Raw genomic sequence first — 19,609 nt, forward strand, 5'->3', positions numbered from 1 at the left:
CGTGAGGCACGTCATCCGAGCGACGCTCGGCGTTCGATCTAATAACTTATGTTGGATGGCCCAGCGGCTGACCGTGGGGAGAGCGGAGGTCCGGGCGACCGCGTGTCGGAGCAGCCCGGCAACTCCATTCCTCAGGGAAGCGGCGCCCGCACAGGACGGAGCAGGAAGGCCGGAAGATGCGAGTGATCGGCCGGCTCGTTGTCGTGCTCACGCCGCGGCCGTCGGAACTCGTTGCGTGGCTGTTCGTTACGAGGCGATTCTGTGCGGGCGCTCGGCGCCGCCGGCCTCGGCGCAAGTGTCTGTGCAGCGCGCGGCGCTGCCGCGGCCGGCCGCGGCTCGCGCGGTGTCGTATCACGTTCACGTGGTGCCGTCGCGCGTTCGCGCGGCGCCGCGTCCCGCTCGCGAGGCGCCTTGCTGCGGCTGCCGCGGCGCGCGGCATCACGCGGACGGCGCTCGCGCGTGTCTTCATCGCGCGGACTGTCGTGCACTTCGTAGTCGCCTTCGATCGTCGGGATGCCCTGTCCGATCAGTTTCTCGATCGCGACCATCGATTTCTGATCGGCGGGGCATACGATCGAGATGGCGGTGCCGGTCCGTCCGGCGCGGCCGGTACGTCCGATACGGTGAACATAATCATCCGAATGGTGAGGCACGTCGAAATTGAAGACGTGGCTGACTTCGGGAATGTCGAGGCCGCGGGCAGCGACATCGGAGGCAACCAGCAGCGGCAGCTCACCCTTGCGGAACTGGTCGAGCGCGGCGGTACGGGCGGACTGGTCCATGTCGCCGTGCAGGGCGCCGACGCTGAAGCCGTGCTTCTGCAGCGATTTGTGCACGATGGCGACGTCGCGTTTGCGGTTGCAGAAGATGATTGCGTTCTTCAGGTCCTTGGCATCCCGCAGCAGCCTGCGCAGCACGTCGCGCTTCTGATGCGCCTCGCGTCCCGACGGCACCTGCATCTGGGTCACGGTGACGGCCGTCGTGGCGGGCTTGGAGACCTCGACCTTCTGCGGATTGTGCAGGAAGGCTTCGGTGATGCGCCGGATTTCCGGCGGCATGGTTGCGGTGAAGAACAGCGTCTGGCGGGTGAAGGGGACGAGCTTGCAGATGCGCTCGATGTCGGGGATGAAGCCCATGTCGAGCATGCGGTCGGCTTCGTCGATGACCAGAAGCTCGACGCCGGTGAGCAGCAATCCGCCGCGCTCGGTATGGTCGAGCAGCCGGCCCGGCGTGGCGATGAGGACATCGACCCCGCGGGTCAGCTTGGTGTCCTGGTCGCCGAAGGAGACGCCGCCGATCAGCAGGGCGACGTTGAGCTTCTGCCCGGCGCCATAGCGATCGAAGTTCTCCTTGACCTGGGCGGCGAGTTCACGCGTCGGCTCCAGGATCAGGGTGCGCGGCATGCGGGCGCGGGCGCGGCCCTTTTCGAGGATGGTGAGCATCGGCAGAACGAACGCAGCGGTCTTGCCGGTGCCGGTCTGGGCGATGCCGAGCACGTCGCGGCGCGACAGCACATGAGGAATCGCCTGTTCCTGGATGGGCGTCGGGGTGGTGTAACCGGTGGCCGCAACTGCAGCCAACACCTTGTCGGACAAGCCGAGATTGGAAAAAGACATCGAGCCTCTATGTCACGCGCCAACAGGCGACGGGGCCTCTGTTCGACGCCGCCGTTAGGAATCGAGGGGTAAAAGGCTGTGGTCGCGTTTAACCCCGAAACGGCATGCTCTAAGGAAGCTGGGGGTTTTCTGACTTAAGCTGACCGGCGGCTAATCTCTCAGGAATCGGATCATATCCCGGCCGCGCTGCTGCGGAAGATAGGGGCGAATCCGGCAAAGTCAATGGAAGAGGGGGACGAAGTACCGAAAAAGCTTAATGTTTTTGCATTATTTGCGGGCAGGTTGTCGTCCCATCGTCGCATTTCTCCGTATCCGAAGGTGCCTCGGAGGGCGGTCTCGTCGAATTGTCGACGGAATTGCGGCGCGTGTTCGGCATCGAAGGGGAGCGCCGACCGGTTGCATGAACCGGCGCGACCGTGTGGCCGACTATCGATGGCGGCGCCCTCACGCGACGAGGACGGGGACGAATGATGAGATCGATGCGAACGTGGTTGGCGTCTGGGCTGGTGGTGCTGGGCATGGTGCTGGCGCCGGCTGCGCAGGCCGAGAAGCGCGTCGCGCTCGTCGTCGGCAACAACGACTATCGCTTCGTCCCGAAGCTGCAGAAGGCCGTCAACGATGCCCGCACGATGGGCGATACGCTGAAGCAGCTCGGCTTCAACGTGATGGTGGCCGAGAACCTCAACCGCCAGCAGTTCAGCCAGACGCTGCTGGCGTTCGACAATGCCGTCGAGCCGGGCGACACCGCCTTCTTCTTCTATGCCGGCCACGGCTTCGAGATCGCGGGCCAGAACTTCCTGTTGCCGACCGACGTGCCGGCTGCCACCGAAGGTCAGGAAGAACTGGTGCGCGATGCCTCGATTCTCGCGGACCGCATCATCGAGCGGCTGCAGAACAAGAAGGCGCGAACGTCGATCCTGGTGTTCGACGCCTGCCGCAACAATCCGTTCGAGCGCTCGGGCACGCGCGCAGTCGCGGGTGGGGGTGGACTGGCGCCGATGACCCAGCTGCCCGAAGGCGTGTTCTCGGTGTTCTCGGCAGGCCCACGGCAGACCGCGCTCGACCGGCTGTCGAACGACGACGCCAACCCGAACTCGGTGTTCACGCGCACCTTCGCCAAGGAGCTAACGCAGCCCGGTGTGAACCTCGTGCAGGTCGCGCAGCGCACGCGCCGCGTCGTCAGCGAGCTCGCCGAGACCGTGCGCCACAAGCAGATCCCGGTCTATTTCGACCAAATGGTCGACGACGTCTTTCTGAACGGGATGGTCAAGGGATCGGCCGCGGCCGACAAGCCGGCCGAGCCGCAGCAGAAGCTGGCCGCATTGCCTCCGGTCTCCGCTCCGCGCATCCCGCCGCCGAACGAAACGTTGAACGCGCCGATCGCGATGTTCTCGCGCCACAATGGCGGCTGGACGGTCACGTTCTCGATCGCCGATCCGACGCTCGGCATCTCCTGGCGCATGGGCGACAAGGGTGACTTCCGCGAGACCGGCTTCATGGACGTGCTCGATCCGCGCACCCGCAAGCGCATGCCCAATCCCTCGATCCAGCTGCCGGCGGATGCGCAGGCCGGTACCATCAACGTCCGCTATGTCGATGCATCGGGCGAGATGCAGGGGCCGTTTCCGATCCGGTTCGAGCCGGAGGCCGCGCTGGTGCGCGACCAGCGCAAGATCCTCGACATGACCGCAACGAGCTGGCTGTCGTTTCGCGAGTTCAACGGCCTCTTGGTCTACTACACGCATCTGATGTCGTATCGCTGCGCGATCCGCGAGGTGCGCATCGGAATCGACTCCGCGGTCCCGGACAAGGTTCTGAACATGCCGGGCTGCGACATGAAGGATCCGATCGCGATTCCTTCGAACGCCACGCCGTATCTGAAGCTGCCGCCATCGACCCAGTTCGTCTCGGTCGAGTTGACCTACCGCGACGGCAGCGTCTCGGAGATCAAGAGTTTCCGGCGCTGACGCCGGTCGCCTCGTGAGCGAGCAGGCCGTTGCAAGCTGGCGCGGTCAGCACGTGCCCTGCCAGATCATCACCAGGCCCAGCGCGCCCATGCCGACGCCGTAGCCGGCCCATTGCAGCTGGTTGACCATGAAGCTCGTCCGCGGCCAGGCTACCACGCCGGTGCCCTGACCGACCCAGAGCAGGCCGATGGCGAGCAGGAGCAGGCCGCCGATCATCAGGAATCTCCGCATGGCCAATTTCCTCCCTCATCGACCGGCGTCACCGCATCGGAGACGCTGCAGGCGTCTTTTTTGTGAATTTTTGTGATGAGGAAGCTAGCGACGGATAGGACGGATGACCAGCAGATCGAGGGCCAAAACAAAAAGCCCCGGATCGACCGGGGCTTTTCGCGACAGATTCGAGATGCCGAGTGGGGACGGCTCAGTACTTGACGACCGGGCCGGTCCAGTTGAAGCGGTAGACCAGCGAGGTGCTGATGGTCTGGACCCACGGCTTGAAGCTGACGGAGTCCGTCGTCACGAGGTTGCCGACGTCGGTGCGGACGGCAATGTCCTTCCGATCGTAGTAGGCGGCGCGATATTCGGTCTTCATGAACCAGCCCGGCGCCGAGATGCCGAAGATGTTCAGGTTGTTCTCGACGCCACCGCCGACGAACCAGCCGTTGCGGTTGAACGAGTCGGTATGGAAACCGGAGGCCGCGCCGGTGAGGGTGGTCAGACCCGTGCCCGACCAATGCGATCCGGAGTAACCGGCATTGACGTAGGACAGGACGTTCGGAGCGACCAGATAACCGACGCGAGCACCAGCGGCCCAGGCATCCTGCATCTTGATACGGCCGGTGAGGGCGGCAAACTGATCCTGGACGGTACCGCGCAGGCTGCCGAACTGGCCATCAGCGAAGATACCGAAGACCCAGGTCGGGTTGAACTGCCAGTCGTAGCCGATACCAACGGTGCCGAACCAGCCGTCGCCGCCGACGCGCTGATCGATCGTCACCGGCGCGCCGTTGAAGTTGGTGTGCGAGTCAGCATCCCAGATGCCGCCGCCGGCGCCACCGAAGATGTAAAAACCGGTCCAGCTCGGGGCGACCGGCGCCATCATCGGAGCCTTCGCGTAAGGACGGGCAGCCAGGTCGGCAGCCGAGGCGGTGCCCGTGATCGCAACCAGCGCGGTCGCAGCAAGCAAAAGCTTTTTCATAGTCAATTCCCCAAGATCGTCGTGGCGCAAGTGCCGGATTGCTGCGGCGATTCCCTCGCCAGATGTGCCCGAACTATAGCCGATTGGTGCCTAAAAGCTGTTGCCGGTTGACCACACCGGAGCGGAAAGTGCCGTGGGGCAACGGAGCGTTTTTGATAATACTTTGATCTTACATAAGAAAACAGGCTCCACGCGAGAGCGTGGAACCTGCAATCGAGGCGCGAAATCAGCTTGGGGCTAGACGTCGAGCAACTCGTCGCTGGCGAATTCCGCCTTTTCCGAGATGAAGGCGAACCGGGCCTCCGCCTTGGTCCCCATCAGCCGCTCGACCGAGTCGGCGGTGCCGTCGCGATCGTCGGCCAGCAGCACCACGCGCAGCAGGGTGCGCTTGGCCGGATCCATGGTGGTTTCCTTCAGCTGCGCCGGCATCATCTCGCCGAGGCCTTTGAAGCGGCCGATGTCCACCTTGGCGTTGGCGTTGAACTCGCGCTTGAGGATTTCGTCCCGGTGGGCGTCGTCGCGCGCATAGAACGTCTTGCTGTTGTGGGTCAGCCGGTAGAGCGGCGGCACGGCGAGATAGAGGTGCCCCTCGTCGATCAGCCGCGGCATCTGCCGGTAGAAGAAGGTGATCAGCAGCGAGGCGATATGGGCGCCGTCGACGTCGGCGTCGGTCATGATGATGATGCGCTGATAGCGCAGATCTTCCTCGCGATACGACGCGGCGGTGCCGGCGCCGATCGCCATCACGAGATCGGCGAGCTGGGCATTGGCCGTCAGCTTGTCCTTGCCGGCCGAGGCGACGTTGAGGATCTTGCCGCGCAGCGGCAGCACCGCCTGCTTCTTGCGGTCGCGCGCCTGCTTGGCGCTGCCGCCGGCCGAATCGCCCTCGACGATGAAGAGCTCCGAGCCCTCGGTGCCGGCATCGGTGCAGTCGGCGAGCTTGCCGGGCAGGCGCAGCTTCTTGGTCGCGGTCTTGCGCGCCGTCTCCTTCTCCTGGCGGCGGCGGATGCGGTCTTCGGCACGCTCGATGACGAAGTCGAGCAGGCGATTCGCCTGCACTGGGTTACCTGACAGCCAATGATCGAACGGGTCCTTGACGGCCTGTTCGACGATGCGCTGCGCTTCCGCAGTGGCGAGGCGGTCCTTGGTCTGGCCCTGGAATTCCGGCTCGCGCACGAACACCGAGAGCATGATGGCGGCGCCCGCCATGATGTCCTCGGAGGTGATGTTGGCCGACCGCTTGCCCTGGCCGACGCGCTCGGCGTGATCCTTCAGGCCGCGGAGCAGGGCGCTGCGGATGCCCGATTCGTGCGTGCCGCCGTCGGGCGTCGGGATCGTGTTGCAGTAGGACGACAGGAAGCCGTCGGCGTCCGCGGTCCAGGCGACCGCCCATTCGCAGCCGCCATGGCCGCCGGTGCGGCCGGACTTGCCGGCGAAGATGTCGGGATGGACCAGCGTGTCGGCGTGGATCGCTGCCGCCAGATAGTCCTTGAGGCCGCCGGGGAAGTGGAAGGTCGCCTCGGGCTGGACGTCCTCGATGCCCTTGAGCAGCGCGGGGTCGCATTTCCAGCGAATCTCGACGCCGCCGAACAGATAGGCCTTCGAGCGCGCCATCTTGAACAGGCGCTGCGGCTTGAAGGTGGCCTTGGCGCCGAAGATGGTCGGGTCGGGCTGGAAGCGCACCCGTGTACCGCGGCGGTTGGCGACCTTGCCGATTTCCTCGAGCTTGCCCTTGGGATGGCCGCGCTCGAAGATCATGCGGTAGAGCTTCTGGTTGCGCGCGACCTCGACCTCGAGCCGGGTCGACAGCGCGTTCACAACCGAGATGCCGACGCCGTGCAGGCCGCCCGAGGTCTCGTAGACCTTGGAGTCGAACTTGCCGCCCGCGTGCAGCGTGCACATGATGATTTCGAGCGCAGACTTCTTCGGGAATTTGGGGTGGGGATCAATAGGAATGCCGCGGCCGTTGTCGGTCACCGTCAGGAAGCCCTCGGCGTCGAGCTCGACCTCGATGAAGGTGGCGTGGCCGGCCAGCGCCTCGTCCATCGAGTTGTCGATGACCTCGGCAAACAGATGGTGCAGCGCCTTCTCGTCGGTGCCGCCGATATACATGCCGGGGCGGCGCCGGACCGGCTCCAGACCCTCGAGGACCTCGATGTCACGGGCGGTGTAATCGCCTTCCGCACCCGCCGAACGGGCGGCTGGCTTGGCGGCGGCCTTGCCCTTGGCAGCGAATGCCGCCATGGGGTCTGGAACGCCCTTGGCTTTGGCTTTTGCAGCTGATTTCAATGGCTTACCCATGGAATCTGATGTTGCGCTTGCGCAAGATGGAACGAATCGTTGCGCCTGACTATGCCATGCCCCGGCATAAAACAATGATCCATCCGGGACGGGCGTCCTCCGGTGTGTTCCCCTCGGCCGTTGCCGCGGGCCGTTCACGGGCAACACCCGATTGTTGTGACTTGATGTGTCCGGTTTCCCTGGCGTACCAGTCGGACCCACGGGAACCGCGAAAGCCATCAAGTACTTAGGGCTACGGGAGTGGGAAAGGTTGGGAGATAATGGAAGACTTTGGGCGCGCAGTCGCTGACTTCGTGCGCGACCATCAGGCCTGGGCTGCTCCGATCGTCCTGTTGCTGGCTTTCGGCGAGTCTCTGGCCTTCATTTCGCTGTTGATTCCGGCTTGGGGCGCCCTGGTCGCCATCGGTGCCCTGATCGGCGCGACCGGGATCAGCTTCTGGCCGGTGTGGCTGGCTGGCGGTCTCGGCGCAGCACTGGGTGACTGGGTTTCCTACTGGTTCGGCTACCGCTACAAGGACCGTGTCGCCCAGATGTGGCCGCTGTCGCGCTATCCGGGGCTGCTGCCGCGTGGCGAGGCCTTCGTGCGCGACTGGGGTGTGCCGAGCATCTTCATCGGCCGGTTCTTCGGACCGTTGCGCGCGTCGGTGCCGCTGGCGGCCGGCATTTTCGAGATGCCGTACATGATGTTCCAGGTCGCCAATTTCGTCTCGGCGCTGGTGTGGTCGGCGGTGCTGCTGCTGTTCGGCGACGTGATCGGGCGAATCATCGAATGGCTGTGGCGGACGGTGTGACGCGTGGCTTCTGCGCGCCGGCAACCTGCGACCTTGACGCAGGAACCTGCGGGGCTTATAGGCCTGCGCCCATGATCAAGGTCGCGACCATCATGTTCGCCGTGGAACGCCGCCGTACCCTCGCGGTGCGGGCGATGATCTGCGTCTGAGATCACAGCCCTTGCCGCCGGATCCGATCCCGCGGCAATCTTTCCCCTTGCAGCGCGATTGATCAGGCGGCTCCTTCGACCAGCAGGAGTTTCCGATGTACACGCCGCCGCCCTTCAAGCCTGACCGTGCCGCAAGCCTCGGCTTCGCGGACACGCGCGGCTTCGGTACGGTCTGCGCGTGGGATGGCCAAAAGCCGATCGCGTCGCCGGTGCCGTTTCATCTGGGCGCGCTGAACGACGGCACGCCGCAGGCGTTCTTCCATGTTGCTCGTGGCAATCCGCTGGCAAAGCTTGCCGACGGCGCGACGCCGTGGCTGCTCGCGGTCAACGGCGCCGACGCCTATGTGTCCGCCGACTTTTACGTCTCACCCGACCAGGTGCCGACTTGGCTGTATCAAGCGGTGCACCTGACCGGCACGGCGCGTGTCCTGTCGGAGGCCGAACTCGCGGCGCAGGTCGAAGCGGTCAGTGCCAAGTTCGAGCAGTGGTTGCTGCCGAAGACGCCGTGGACCTCGGACAAGATGGCCGCCGGCCGGCTGGAGGCGATGCGCAAGGCGATCGTCGGAATCGTCATGACGATCGACGAGGTCGAGGGCAGCTTCAAGCTCAACCAGCACAAATCCGAGGCCGACTACGCGGCGGTCGCGACCCGGCTCGGCGAGCAGCCCGACATCGGCTCGCAACAGATTTCCTCTCTCATGCGCCAGGCGCGGCCCGAGGCCTTTGCCGGCGAAACCCAGATTTCAAGGAGCGCGTCATGACCGTGATCGATAGCAACCCGAAGGCTCATACCGCAGCCGGTCCGGCGACGCGCTCCGTGTTCGTCGACGGCGGCTCCGGCACGACCGGATTGGGCATCGCCGAGCGATTGGCTCGCCAGAGCGATATTGTCGTGAAGACGATCGCCGATGACAAGCGCAAGGATCCCGCGGCCAAGCGGGAGCTGATGGCGGAGGTCGATCTCGTCATTCTCTGTCTGCCCGATGACGCGGCGAAGGAAACCGTCGCGCTGATCGATGGCATGGGCCAATCCGCGCCGAAGGTGCTGGATGCATCGACCGCGTATCGGGTCGCGCCAGACTGGGCCTATGGCTTTCCTGAGATCGCCGCCGGCCAGGCCGACAAGATCCGCAACGCGCGCAAGGTCTCCAATCCCGGCTGTTATCCGACCGGCGGCATTGCTCTGCTGCGGCCGCTGGTCGATGCCGGCCTGCTGCCGCAGGACTATCCGGTGACCGTGAACGCGGTGAGCGGCTATTCCGGCGGCGGCAAGACGATGATCGCGGCTTTCGAGAACGGCACGGCGCCCCACTTCGAGCTGTACGGTCTCGGCCTCGAGCACAAGCATCTGCCGGAACTGCAGCTCTATTCCAAACTGACGCGGCGGCCGATCTTCATTCCCTCGGTTGGCAACTACCGGCAGGGCATGCTGGTGTCGGTGCCGCTGCAGCTCGACACGCTGCCGGGCAAGCCTGATGGAGCAGACCTGCAGGCCGCGCTGGCCAAGCATTATGCCGGCAGCAGATACGTGTCGGTGATGCCACTGGACGGCGCCGCCGCCAAGAGCGGCCGGCTCGAACCCGAGGCGCTCAACGAGACCAACCAGCTCGAGCTCTACGTGTTCGCCAGCGACACGCATCATCAGGCGGTGCTGGTGGCCCGGCTCGACAACCTCGGCAAGGGCGCGTCCGGCGCGGCCGTGCAGAACATGCGGCTGATGCTCGGGCTTCCCGACCTCGGCTGAGGTCGATCATCGTCGCCCGGCAGCGCGAGGCGCGGCCGGCGCGATCGCCAATATCATGCGATGGCCGGCACTCCGCCGGCGTCGTCTTGCAATGATGCATGACAGACATCGATGGGCAGACCCATGACCGCTTATGACCTGAATGCGCTGCCCGTCACCGTGAACGATGTGCGGGCCGCCGCCGAAACCATCGGCGGCGCGGTGCTGGCGACCGCCTGCAACCAGAGCCGAACGCTCGGCGAGATCTGCGGTTGTAACGTCTGGCTCAAATTCGAGAACCTGCAGTTCACGTCCTCGTTCAAGGAGCGTGGCGCGCTGAACCGCCTGAATGCGCTGTCATCGGCGCAACGCGCGCGCGGTGTGATCGCGATGTCCGCCGGCAACCACGCGCAGGGCGTGGCCTACAATGCGCGGCGCCTCGGCATTCCCGCCACCATCGTGATGCCCGTGGGCACGCCCATGGTGAAGGTGCAGAACACCCGCCGGCACGGCGCCGAGGTCGTCATCTCCGGCGCCACCCTGGAAGAGGCGGGCGCGTTCGCGCGCGCGCACGGCGCGGCCGAAGGCATGACCATGATTCATCCCTATGACGATCCGCTGATCATCGCAGGGCAGGGCACGGTCGCGCTGGAGATGCTGGCGGTGGTCCCCGAACTCGATACGCTGGTCGTGCCGATCGGCGGCGGCGGGCTGATCTCCGGCATGGCGGTGGCGGCGCGCGCGCTCAAGCCGGGCCTGCGGATCGTCGGCGTTCAGGCCGGGCTCTACCCGTCGATGTACAACGCGGTTGGCGGCAAGGGCCTGCCGATGCGCGGCGATACGTTGGCCGAGGGCATCGCGGTGAAATCGCCGGGCCGGATCACCACCGAGATCATCCGCCATCTGGTCGACGACATCCTGCTGGTCACCGAGCCGCAGATCGAGCGTGCGCTCGCCACCTTGATCTCGATCGAGAAGACGGTGGTGGAAGGCGCCGGCGCCGTTGGCCTCGCCGCGGTGCTCGCCCATAACGATCAGTTTGCCGGTCGCAATGTCGGGCTGGTGCTGAGCGGCGGCAACATCGACACCCGCCTCATTGCCTCGGTGCTGACCCGCGAGCTCGCGCGCGAAGGGCGGCTGACGCAGTTGTCGATCGACATCGTCGACCGTCCGGGACAACTCGCAGCCGTCTCGACTCTTCTCGGCGAGGCCGGCGCCAACATCATCGAGGTCTCGCATCAGCGCACCTTCTCGGACCTGCCGGCGAAGGCGACCTTGCTGGAGCTGGTGATCGAGACGCGCGACCAGGCGCATCTGAACGACGTGATGGCGAAGCTCGTGGCTGCCGATTTCAAGGCGCGCTGCACCTGAGTGGCGTGCCCTCCAATTTAGTCTGGAAATGGATGTGTGGTGATGTTCAAGTCCATCCGGCATATCTCCGACGTCGAGCCGGCCGTCGCCGGGAAGAAGGAAATCCGTTTCCTCTCTCAGCCCCACGGCGTTACGCTCGGCTGCTACCTGTTCATGGATTCCAAGACCTTCGATTCGCCGGAGGCGATCGAGTGCCGCGGCATCGCGTTCGATCGTACCGGCCACATCGTGTCGCGGCCACTGCACAAGTTCTTCAATGTCGGCGAGAAGGAATGGCTGGCGCCGGACCGGCTGGCCTCGCGCGACGACATCGTCGCCATCTATGACAAGCTCGATGGCAGCATGGTCGCAACCGCATGGGTGGACGGTGAGCTGAAATGGCGATCGAAGAAGTCTTTCAACTCCGATGTCGTCAAGCTGGCGACGCAGCTGATGGATCAGCCGGAGCATGGCCGCATCAACGCCTTTGCCAAGGAGGTCGCGAGCGCCGGCATGACGGCGATCTTCGAGTTGACTCATCCCGACGCCCGGATCGTCGTCGCTCAGAATCAGCCGGAGCTACGGCTACTGCATGTGCGCGACAACGTTACCGGCCAGTATGTCATGCTCGACAGAGGTCATGCCGTTCATGACCTGATCGTCCGCCATGGCATCCCGCTGGTCCACCGTTTCGACGGCCTGTCGCTCTCGGCCGCGATCGATTCGCTGGCCGACATGCAGGGCAGGGAGGGCTACGTCGTTCAGTTCGCCAATGGCGACATGGTCAAGATCAAGTGCCCCTGGTACTTGCGCATCCATCGCAGTCTGTCGTTCCTGCGCGAGCGTGACATCGCGTGGCTGGCGCTGAACGAGGAGCTGGACGACGTCAAGGGTCACCTGGTCGAGGTCGGCATCGATCTGGGCGCCGTGAACGAGGTGGAGGCGCGGCTTAAGAGCATGCTGTCAGGATTTCTCGATGAGATCGAGGCGATCTGGGAGCGGGGCCGGGATCTCGACCGCAAGAGCTTTGCGATCGCCAACAAGGATCATCCGCTGTTTGGCCTCGCGATGCAGCGCTACCTCGGCAAGGAGGTGACCTTGCTGGAATGGTACGGACGCACGCGGCTGAAGGACGATTTCAGCCTGCGTGCGCTGGTCGACGAGACGCTGATCGATGCGCTCGATGGTTGAGCACGGGAGGTGACGCCGCCCGTGCATCTGATGGATATGCGCTGCAAGGCGTCGACCTGCCGCTGGCTGGTGCGGCGACAAGACCCGCTGCGCCCTACACCCAGCCGCCGTCCACGACATAGTGCTGGGACGTGCAGGCCGACGCTTCATCGGAAGCGAGGAATACGGTGAACTTCGCGATTTCGTCGGGAATGAGCTTCCGCTTCAGGCATTGCCGCTGCATCAGCTCGACCTCGCCCTCCGGTGTCATCCATTTTTCCAACTGGCGCTCGGTCATGATCCATCCCGGCGCGATCGCGTTGACGCGGATGTTGTAGGGGCCGTAGTCGCGCGCCAGCGAGCGGGTGAGACCGATCACGGCTGACTTGCTCGCGGTGTAGGCGGCCATGCCGCCTTGTCCGGCCATCCATGAGATCGAGCCGAAATTGACGATGGCGCCGGCCTTCGCGGCCTTCATGTCCGGCAACACGGCCTGCGCCGCGAAGAACTGGTGCTTCAGGTTGACCGCAACGCGGTCGTCCCAATATTCCGGCGTCATCTCTTCGGTGCTGTGGCGTTCGTCATTGGCCGCATTGTTGATGAGGATGTTGATCGCGCCGTGCGCCGTGCGTGCCTCGGCGACGCCGGCGCGCAACGCGGCGGTATCGGTGAGGTCGACGCACTGGAAATGCGCGCTCAGACCTCGATCCGACAGCTCGCGTTCCAGACGTCGGCCTTCGTCGACCTTGATGTCGAAGAACACGACATCGGAACCTTGATCCGCAAAGCGCCGCACGATTGCAGCGCCGATTCCCGATGCTCCCCCGGTCACGAGAACGACCTTGCGGGCGAGATCGGAATAGGTGGCGGCCATGGGCTTCTCCCGACTTTTATTTTTGTGGGCGAGGGGCCGCCCAATTCGCTCCCCAAGCCTAATCGTTCGAGGTGTGAGGTGTACAGGTCAGAATTATAGTTGCGCACCTCAGAAAATGAGGACAGGATTACCGGAATAAGAGAAGACGGTTGGGAGGAATGGGATGAGACTGCTCGCAAAGCTGGGACTCGCCGCTGCCGCATGCCTGCTCTGGGCCAACGCCGCCAGAGCCGACACCACCGTCAAATGGCTGCACATCGAGGTCAATCCGGCCCAGGTAAAGATCTGGGAGGAGGTTGCCCGCGCCTATGAGGCGTCGCATCCGGGCGTCAAGGTCGAGATGCAGTTCCTCGAGAACGAGGCCTACAAGGCCAAGCTGCCGACCATCCTGCAATCCAAGGACCGGCCGAACATCATCTACAGCTGGGCCGGCGGCGTCCTGAAGGCGCAGATCGAGGCCGGCGTCCTCGAAGACATCACCGATCAGGTCAAGGGCTACAGCGACGGCCTGACGCCGGCGGCGCTCGCCGCCTTTACCAGCGACGGCCATGTCTACGGCCTGCCGATCTCGCTCTCGCAGGTCGGCTTCGTCTGCAACAAGGAACTGATGGCCAAGGCCAAGGTCGATCCGGCCACCATCAAGAGCTGGGACGATCTGCTGGCCGCCGTGAAGACGTTGAAGGCCGCGGGCGTCACCCCGATCGTCGTCGGCGGCGCCGACAAATGGCCGCTGCACTTCTACTGGACGCATCTGTCGGTGCGCATCGGCGGCAAGCCGGCTTTCGAGGCGGCGCTGCGCGGCGACAATGGCGGCTTCGCCGGCGAGACCTTCGTCAAGTCCGGTGAGCTGTTCAAGCAGCTCGTCGATCTGCAGCCGTTCCAGAACGGTTTCCTCGGCTTCAAGAACCCGCAGGCCGTCGGTTATTTCGGCGACGGCAAGGCGGCGATGACGCTCGCGATCAGCTCCATCTACAACCTGCAGCGCGCGCTCGCGGCCGACAAGGTCGGGTTGAGCGAAGACAAGATCTGCTGGTTCGATTTTCCGACCGTGGACGGCGGCAAGGGTGCGCCGACGGATACGCTCGGCGGCATCACCGGCTGGCTGATCACCAAGGGCTCACCGAAGGAGGCGGTCGACTTCCTAAAATACTTCATCTCGAAGGACGTCCAGACGCGGCTCGCGGCAGGCAATTTCGTCATTCCGGTGGTGCAGGGCGCGGAGGCCGGCCTCAACAATGCCTTCATGAAGCTGATCGCGGCCAACCTGGCGAAGTCGAACTATCACCAGAACTTCTATGACCAGAGCCTCGGCCCGTCGGTCGGCCGCGTCGTCAACGATGTCAGCGCGGAAATCGCCGGCGGCAGCATGAGTCCGCAGGAGGCGGCCAAGGCAATCGAGGCGGCGCGCAAGCAGGGCAACTGACGTGGTGCGTCCGATCGCGACGTCGCCGGCGATGGATGTCGCGCCGGCATCGCTCTCCTCGCATGCGGTGCGCGGCCCGAGCTGGGACGGCCGCTTCACCGTGCTGATCCTGTTCCTGCCGCCGGCGCTCTTGCTGTTCACACTGTTCGTCGTGCTGCCGATCGGCGAGGCCGCCTGGTACTCCGGCTTCAACTGGAACGGATTCAACAAGCCGACCAACTGGATCGGCTTCGACAACTACCGCTTCGTGCTGGAGACGCGGGCGTTCTGGCTCGCGCTGCGCAACAATGGCATGATCATCGTGGTCTCGCTGGCCGTCCAGCTGCCGCTGGCGCTGACGCTGGCCGTGATGCTGGCGGACCGTTTTCGCGGCGCCGTGGCGCTGCGCATGCTGTTCTTCATGCCCTACATCCTGGCCGAGATCGCGACCGGGCTGATCTTCAGCTTCGTCTATGACGGCGATTACGGCCTCGTTGCCTCGATCTGGCGCAGCTTCGGCGCCGAGCCGCCGCATCTGCTGGCCTCGACCGACACGGCGATGCCCGCGGTGCTGGTCGTGGTCGTCTGGAAATATTTCGGCTTCCACATGATGCTGTTCATCGCGGCGCTGCAGAGCCTCGACAAGAGCCTGATCGAGGCGGCCCACATCGACGGCGCGACCCGGTCGCAAACCCTGCGCCACGTCATCATCCCATTGCTTTATCCGACGATCCGGCTTTCGGTGTTCTTTGCGATCATCGGCTCGTTGCAATTGTTCGACCTGATCATGCCGCTGACGCGCGGAGGCCCCGCCGACTCCTCCAACACGATGGTGAGCTTCCTCTACAACAACGGCATCTCGCGGATGCGGGTCGGCTATGGCAGCGCCATCGGCGTCATCCTGTTCGTGATCTGCGTGACCTTTGCCTTCTCCTACAAGCGATGGTTCATGCGCGATGAGTGACGCCGAGACCACCCGTGCGCCGTTCGATCCCGCCGTGCTGCTCAAGGCGGTGTTCCTCGCCCTTGTCGCCATCTTCGTGCTGGTGCCGCTGCTCGCGACCCTGCTCGGCGGCTTCAAGTCGCTCGGCGAATTGCGCGTCAACCCGTTCGGCCTGCCGCGTCATTGGGAATGGCAGAACTATGCCGACATCCTGTTCTCCGGGCGCTACTGGCAGCTGCTGCGCAACTCGCTCATCATCTCGACGCTGACCGTGACGTTGACGCTGATCGTTGCCTCGATGGCGGCGTTCACCTTCGCCCATGTGCGGTTCTACGGCAGCTCGATGCTGCTGAGCTATCTGACGCTCGGCCTGCTGTTTCCGGCGGCGACCGCGGTGCTGCCGCTGTTCATCAAGGTGCGCGATCTCGGCCTGCTCGACACCTATTTCGGCGTCGCGCTGCCGCAGGTCGCCTTCAGCCTCGCCATGAGCGTGCTGCTATTGCGACGCTTCTTCAAGGACATTCCCTACGAGCTGCTCGAAGCCGCGCTCGTCGACGGCTGCAGCTACATCAAGTTCTTCCGTTACGTGACGCTGCCGCTGTCGCGGCCGATCCTGGCGACCGTCGGCACCATCACCTTCGTCAACAGCTGGAACGCCTATCTGCTGCCGCTGGTGATGCTCAACACCGATGCGCTCTATCCATGGCCGCTCGGCATCATGGTCTATCAGGGCGAGTATTCGGCCGAATGGCACCTGATCCTGGCCTTCATCACGCTGACCATCCTGCCGACGATCGTTCTCTTCCTGTTGGCGCAGAAGCACATCGTCGCCGGCCTCACGGCGGGCGCGGTCAAGGGATGAACGGCATCTCACGGAGATCACAATGCGACGAATAGGAATAGGTATCATCGGCTGCGGCGTCATCAGCACCGCCTATCTGAAGGCCGCTCAGCGCTTTCCCGTCCTGGACATCAAGGCGCTCGCCGACATGCGCAGCGATGCGGCGGAGCGCCAGGGCGCCGCGTTCGGCCTGCCGGGGATGCGGGTCGATCAGTTGCTCAAGCGTGACGATGTCGAGATCGTCGTCAATCTCACGGTGCCGCTCGCCCACACCGACGTCAGTCTGGCGGTGCTGAACGCCGGCAAGCACGTCCATTCGGAGAAGCCGCTCGGCATCGACGTCGCGGAGGCCCGCAAGGTGATGGATCTCGCCGCCGAGAGGAACCTCCGTGTCGGCTGCGCGCCCGACACGTTCCTCGGCGGTGGTCACCAGACCGCGCGCAAGCTGATCGACGACGGCGCGATCGGCCGGCCCGTGGCGGGCAGCGCCTTCTTCGGCTGCCCCGGCCACGAGCGCTGGCATCCGGCGCCGGGGTTCTATTATCTGCGCGGTGGCGGGCCGATGCTCGACATGGGGCCGTATTACATCACCGATCTCGTGCAATTGCTCGGCCCGGTCGCGAGCGTGATGGGGTCGACCGCGCGCCCGAGATCCGAGCGCCTCGTGACCAGCCAGCCGATGAACGGCACGCTGATCCCGGTCGAGGTCGCGACCCATGTCGCAGGCACGCTCGAATTCGAGAGCGGGGCGGTGGTCTCGATCACGATGAGCTTCGATGTGCCCAAGCATCGGCACGCGCCGATCGAGATCTATGGCGAGGCGGGCAGCATGCTGGTGCCGGACCCGAACCGCTTCGGCGGCGAGGTGCAGGTCGCCAGGACCGGCGGCGAATGGGAGACGGTGCCGCTGACGCACGGGCATGTCGACGGTGAATTCCGCTCCATCGGCGTCGCCGACATGGCCTCCGCGATTCTGAACGACCGGCCGCATCGCGCCAGCGGCGCGCTGGCCTTCCATGTGCTGGAGGTCATGGAGGCGTTCCAGACCTCGGCGAACGAAGGCCGGCGGGTCAGGATCGAGAGCCGCGTCGAGCGGCCGGCGATGCTGCCGGTGGGATGTGAAACCGGACAGATCGATTGAGGACGGACCGATGCGCAAGGCAATGATTGTGTGGGGCGGCTGGCCGGGGCATGACCCCGATCTCTGTGCCTCGATGATCCGCGGGTGGCTGAAGGCCGAAGGCTTCGAGGTCCGGATCGAGACCACGACGGCGGCATTCGCCGATCCCGCGATTCACGACCTGTCGCTGATCATCCCGATCTACACGATGTCCAAGATTGAGAAAGCGGAAGCGCTCAATCTCTGCGCGGCGGTCCGCAACGGCGTCGGGCTTGCCGGCCATCACGGCGGCATGGGCGATGCCTTCCGCGATTCCGTCGACTACCAGTTCCTGTGCGGCGGCCAGTGGGTTGCGCATCCCGGCAACATCATCGACTACCGGGTCGACTTGACCAGGCCGGACGATCCCATCATGAAGGGCCTGACGAGTTTCGAGCATCGATCCGAGCAATATTACATGCATGTCGACCCGGCCAACGAGGTCTTGGCGACCACGACCTTCACCGGCGAGCACGCGCCCTGGATCGAGGGCGTGGTGATGCCGGTGGTCTGGAAGAAGCGATATGGTGCGGGCAGGGTATTCTATTCCTCACTCGGCCATCGCGCCTATGAGCTCGACGTGCCGGAGATCCGGACGTTGATGACCCGCGGCATGCTATGGGCGGCGCGCGAGTGACGGACGCAGCGACCCCGTCGCCGGTGCGCGCCACGCTCGAGGACGTCGCGCGGACGGCGGGTGTGTCGCTCGCCACCGTCGACCGCGTCATCAACCGGCGCGAGGGCGTGCGCGCCAAGACGGTGGCGCGCGTCGAGGCGGCCGTCGCCAAGCTCGGCTACCGCGCCGACATCGCCGCCGCACGGCTCGCACGGGGCCAGAGCTTTCGCTTCGCCTTCGTGCTGCCGACCGGCGGCAACACGTTCATGACACATCTGACCGAGCAGGTTCAGCGCACGGCGGAGTGGCTGGCGGGCCAGCGCGGCTTCATCGACATTCTGCATGTCGACGTGTTCGATCCGGACGTGCTGGCCGGCGCGCTCGAAAACCTGTCGCCGGTCTATCAGGGCGTGGCCGTCATCGCGCTCGACCACCCCAGGGTGCGCGCCGCGATCGACGACCTCACCGGGCGCGGGGTCGCCGTGGTGACCCTGGTCTCGGATGCGCCGACGTCACGGCGCCTGCACTATGTCGGGATCGACAACCCGGCGGCGGGACGGACCGCAGCCACGTTGATGGGCCGTTACCTCGGCGGCCGCGAGGGGACGGTCGCCGTCATCGCGGGATCGTTGTCGCTGCGCGATCATTCCGAGCGGCAGTTCGGCTTTCACCAGATCCTGTCCAGCGAGTATCCGCATCTGCGCGCGCTGCCGACCATCGAGGGCCGCGACGACAGCGAGCGTACGCGGGAGCTGACGGCGGCGCTGCTCGCCCGCCACGCCGATCTGCGCGGCATCTATTGCTGCGGCGCCGGCAACCGCGGCATCGCCGATGCGCTCGAAGATTCGGGCCGCGCGCGCGAGGTGGTCTGGATCACGCACGAACTGACCGATTACACGCGGCGGTTCCTGGTTCGCGGCACGCTCGATGTCGTCATCAACCAGGATCCCGGCCACGAGGCGCGGTCGGCGGCGCGTGTCCTGCTCGCGCATTGTTCGGGCGAGCCGATCAGCCCCGACCAGGAGCGCATCCGCATCGACATCTTTCTGCGTGACAACCTGCCGTAGCCGAGGGGCCTAGAGCCAGCCGAAGATCGCGACCGCCAGCACCGCCTGGGCCAGGAAGCCGATGACGAAGGCGGCGGTGCGGAACAGCGGCAGCCCGAGGGTGTAGACGATCACATGGGCCACGCGCGACCAGAAATAGACGGCGCAGGCGAGCACCGTCCATTTGGTGGAATAGTCGATGGCGCTGAGGATCAGCACCAGCGGCACGAAGATGACGAGGTTTTCCACCGCGTTGTCGTGCGCGAACATCAGCCGCGTCGCCCACGGCGCGTGCGGCTTGTCGTTGCGGGTGGGATTGGCCATCGCGCCGCCGAGGCCACGGACCTGGCAGCGGTTCAGGATGTAGGGAACCCACAGCAGGCCGGTCAGAATGACCGTCAGCGTCAGCCAGAACAGTTCGCGCGTCATCGAGATCCCCTCAACTGATTCCCATCCCGTCCCG

The 19,609-nt window shown here is 65.0% G+C and carries 18 protein-coding genes; 12 read left to right on the forward strand and 6 right to left on the reverse strand.

Translation table 11 applies throughout. The annotated features are described in order from the left end of the window. Positions 1-131 precede the first annotated feature (131 nt). Positions 132-1,616: a DEAD/DEAH box helicase gene (locus ACQR1B_RS23415; RefSeq protein ID WP_434833925.1), complete on the reverse strand. Its 1,485-nt coding sequence runs from the start codon at positions 1,614-1,616 to the stop codon at positions 132-134. Between the two features lie 470 nt (positions 1,617-2,086). Between ACQR1B_RS23415 and ACQR1B_RS23420 the strand changes: the two genes are divergently transcribed. Then, positions 2,087-3,583 carry a caspase family protein gene (locus ACQR1B_RS23420; protein ID WP_434834055.1) on the forward strand — a complete coding sequence of 499 codons (1,497 nt, stop codon included), beginning with the start codon at positions 2,087-2,089 and terminating at the stop codon, positions 3,581-3,583. A gap of 45 nt (positions 3,584-3,628) precedes the next feature. Here ACQR1B_RS23420 and ACQR1B_RS23425 read toward each other — a convergent pair whose 3' ends face one another. The 3 genes from ACQR1B_RS23425 to parE all read right to left on the reverse strand — a co-directional run bounded on the left by ACQR1B_RS23425 (position 3,629) and on the right by parE (position 7,082). Continuing rightward, positions 3,629-3,814 carry a hypothetical protein gene (locus ACQR1B_RS23425; RefSeq protein WP_434833926.1) on the reverse strand — a complete coding sequence of 62 codons (186 nt, stop codon included), beginning with the start codon at positions 3,812-3,814 and terminating at the stop codon, positions 3,629-3,631. Between the two features lie 190 nt (positions 3,815-4,004). Next, positions 4,005-4,781 (reverse strand): outer membrane protein, encoded by a 777-nt coding sequence (locus ACQR1B_RS23430; RefSeq protein WP_434834056.1) that lies wholly within the window; start codon positions 4,779-4,781, stop codon positions 4,005-4,007. A 237-nt stretch (positions 4,782-5,018) separates the two neighbouring features. Next, complete coding sequence (gene parE / locus ACQR1B_RS23435; RefSeq protein WP_434833927.1) at positions 5,019-7,082, reverse strand: DNA topoisomerase IV subunit B; 2,064 nt, start codon at positions 7,080-7,082, stop codon at positions 5,019-5,021. 260 nt (positions 7,083-7,342) lie between these two features. Here parE and ACQR1B_RS23440 point away from each other — a divergent pair, with 260 nt between their 5' ends. The 5 genes from ACQR1B_RS23440 (at position 7,343) to ACQR1B_RS23460 (ending at position 12,286) form a co-directional block, all read left to right on the forward strand. Further along, the gene (locus ACQR1B_RS23440; protein WP_434833928.1) at positions 7,343-7,873 is read left to right on the forward strand and encodes a DedA family protein; all 531 of its coding nucleotides are present in this window, start codon (positions 7,343-7,345) and stop codon (positions 7,871-7,873) included. A gap of 244 nt (positions 7,874-8,117) precedes the next feature. Next, positions 8,118-8,783: an FMN-binding negative transcriptional regulator gene (locus ACQR1B_RS23445; RefSeq protein WP_434833929.1), complete on the forward strand. Its 666-nt coding sequence runs from the start codon at positions 8,118-8,120 to the stop codon at positions 8,781-8,783. After that, a complete protein-coding gene (argC, locus tag ACQR1B_RS23450; RefSeq protein WP_434833930.1) occupies positions 8,780-9,766 on the forward strand; it encodes an N-acetyl-gamma-glutamyl-phosphate reductase in 987 nt (328 codons plus the stop codon). The genes ACQR1B_RS23445 and argC overlap by 4 nt, the downstream gene beginning before the upstream one ends. Positions 9,767-9,889: 123 nt before the next feature. Next, positions 9,890-11,116: a threonine ammonia-lyase gene (locus ACQR1B_RS23455; RefSeq protein WP_434833931.1), complete on the forward strand. Its 1,227-nt coding sequence runs from the start codon at positions 9,890-9,892 to the stop codon at positions 11,114-11,116. Between the two features lie 42 nt (positions 11,117-11,158). Continuing rightward, a complete protein-coding gene (locus tag ACQR1B_RS23460) occupies positions 11,159-12,286 on the forward strand; it encodes an RNA ligase (RefSeq protein ID WP_434833932.1) in 1,128 nt (375 codons plus the stop codon). 94 nt (positions 12,287-12,380) lie between these two features. Here ACQR1B_RS23460 and ACQR1B_RS23465 read toward each other — a convergent pair whose 3' ends face one another. Beyond that, the gene (locus ACQR1B_RS23465; protein ID WP_434833933.1) at positions 12,381-13,139 is read right to left on the reverse strand and encodes an SDR family NAD(P)-dependent oxidoreductase; all 759 of its coding nucleotides are present in this window, start codon (positions 13,137-13,139) and stop codon (positions 12,381-12,383) included. A 163-nt stretch (positions 13,140-13,302) separates the two neighbouring features. On the opposite strand from ACQR1B_RS23465, the gene ACQR1B_RS23470 reads away from it, so the two are divergent. The 6 genes from ACQR1B_RS23470 to ACQR1B_RS23495 are packed head-to-tail and all read left to right on the forward strand — an operon-like array spanning position 13,303 to position 19,167. Then, entirely contained in the window at positions 13,303-14,562 is a 1,260-nt protein-coding gene (locus ACQR1B_RS23470; RefSeq protein ID WP_434833934.1) for an extracellular solute-binding protein, read from the forward strand. 1 nt (position 14,563) lies between these two features. Next, entirely contained in the window at positions 14,564-15,505 is a 942-nt protein-coding gene (locus ACQR1B_RS23475) for a carbohydrate ABC transporter permease (protein WP_434833935.1), read from the forward strand. Beyond that, entirely contained in the window at positions 15,498-16,346 is an 849-nt protein-coding gene (locus ACQR1B_RS23480) for a carbohydrate ABC transporter permease (protein WP_434833936.1), read from the forward strand. Before ACQR1B_RS23475 ends, ACQR1B_RS23480 begins: the two co-directional genes overlap by 8 nt. A 22-nt stretch (positions 16,347-16,368) precedes the next feature. Next, a complete protein-coding gene (locus ACQR1B_RS23485) occupies positions 16,369-17,466 on the forward strand; it encodes a Gfo/Idh/MocA family protein (RefSeq protein ID WP_434833937.1) in 1,098 nt (365 codons plus the stop codon). Positions 17,467-17,476: 10 nt separating this feature from the next. After that, a complete protein-coding gene (locus ACQR1B_RS23490; protein ID WP_434833938.1) occupies positions 17,477-18,121 on the forward strand; it encodes a ThuA domain-containing protein in 645 nt (214 codons plus the stop codon). Then, the gene (locus ACQR1B_RS23495; RefSeq protein WP_434833939.1) at positions 18,118-19,167 is read left to right on the forward strand and encodes a LacI family DNA-binding transcriptional regulator; all 1,050 of its coding nucleotides are present in this window, start codon (positions 18,118-18,120) and stop codon (positions 19,165-19,167) included. The genes ACQR1B_RS23490 and ACQR1B_RS23495 overlap by 4 nt, the downstream gene beginning before the upstream one ends. A gap of 9 nt (positions 19,168-19,176) precedes the next feature. Here ACQR1B_RS23495 and ACQR1B_RS23500 read toward each other — a convergent pair whose 3' ends face one another. After that, a complete protein-coding gene (locus tag ACQR1B_RS23500; RefSeq protein WP_434833940.1) occupies positions 19,177-19,575 on the reverse strand; it encodes an MAPEG family protein in 399 nt (132 codons plus the stop codon). Between the last annotated feature and the right edge of the window lie 34 nt (positions 19,576-19,609).

It is taken from the genome of Bradyrhizobium oligotrophicum, from assembly GCF_051168495.1.
GTDB lineage: Bacteria > Pseudomonadota > Alphaproteobacteria > Rhizobiales > Xanthobacteraceae > Bradyrhizobium > Bradyrhizobium oligotrophicum_A.

What these genes read in the sequence shown, in the direction of transcription:
- ACQR1B_RS23425 (WP_434833926.1), bottom strand. Translation starts at nt 3,814, where the DNA reads ATGCGGAGATTCCTGATGATCGGCGGCCTGCTCCTGCTCGCCATCGGC.
- ACQR1B_RS23415 (WP_434833925.1), bottom strand. Translation starts at nt 1,616, where the DNA reads ATGTCTTTTTCCAATCTCGGCTTGTCCGACAAGGTGTTGGCTGCAGTT.
- ACQR1B_RS23470 (WP_434833934.1), top strand. Translation starts at nt 13,303, where the DNA reads ATGAGACTGCTCGCAAAGCTGGGACTCGCCGCTGCCGCATGCCTGCTC.
- argC (WP_434833930.1), top strand. Translation starts at nt 8,780, where the DNA reads ATGACCGTGATCGATAGCAACCCGAAGGCTCATACCGCAGCCGGTCCG.
- ACQR1B_RS23445 (WP_434833929.1), top strand. Translation starts at nt 8,118, where the DNA reads ATGTACACGCCGCCGCCCTTCAAGCCTGACCGTGCCGCAAGCCTCGGC.
- ACQR1B_RS23485 (WP_434833937.1), top strand. Translation starts at nt 16,369, where the DNA reads ATGCGACGAATAGGAATAGGTATCATCGGCTGCGGCGTCATCAGCACC.
- ACQR1B_RS23460 (WP_434833932.1), top strand. Translation starts at nt 11,159, where the DNA reads ATGTTCAAGTCCATCCGGCATATCTCCGACGTCGAGCCGGCCGTCGCC.
- ACQR1B_RS23420 (WP_434834055.1), top strand. Translation starts at nt 2,087, where the DNA reads ATGAGATCGATGCGAACGTGGTTGGCGTCTGGGCTGGTGGTGCTGGGC.
- ACQR1B_RS23480 (WP_434833936.1), top strand. Translation starts at nt 15,498, where the DNA reads ATGAGTGACGCCGAGACCACCCGTGCGCCGTTCGATCCCGCCGTGCTG.
- ACQR1B_RS23490 (WP_434833938.1), top strand. Translation starts at nt 17,477, where the DNA reads ATGCGCAAGGCAATGATTGTGTGGGGCGGCTGGCCGGGGCATGACCCC.
- ACQR1B_RS23455 (WP_434833931.1), top strand. Translation starts at nt 9,890, where the DNA reads ATGACCGCTTATGACCTGAATGCGCTGCCCGTCACCGTGAACGATGTG.
- ACQR1B_RS23465 (WP_434833933.1), bottom strand. Translation starts at nt 13,139, where the DNA reads ATGGCCGCCACCTATTCCGATCTCGCCCGCAAGGTCGTTCTCGTGACC.
- ACQR1B_RS23440 (WP_434833928.1), top strand. Translation starts at nt 7,343, where the DNA reads ATGGAAGACTTTGGGCGCGCAGTCGCTGACTTCGTGCGCGACCATCAG.
- ACQR1B_RS23500 (WP_434833940.1), bottom strand. Translation starts at nt 19,575, where the DNA reads ATGACGCGCGAACTGTTCTGGCTGACGCTGACGGTCATTCTGACCGGC.
- parE (WP_434833927.1), bottom strand. Translation starts at nt 7,082, where the DNA reads ATGGGTAAGCCATTGAAATCAGCTGCAAAAGCCAAAGCCAAGGGCGTT.
- ACQR1B_RS23430 (WP_434834056.1), bottom strand. Translation starts at nt 4,781, where the DNA reads ATGAAAAAGCTTTTGCTTGCTGCGACCGCGCTGGTTGCGATCACGGGC.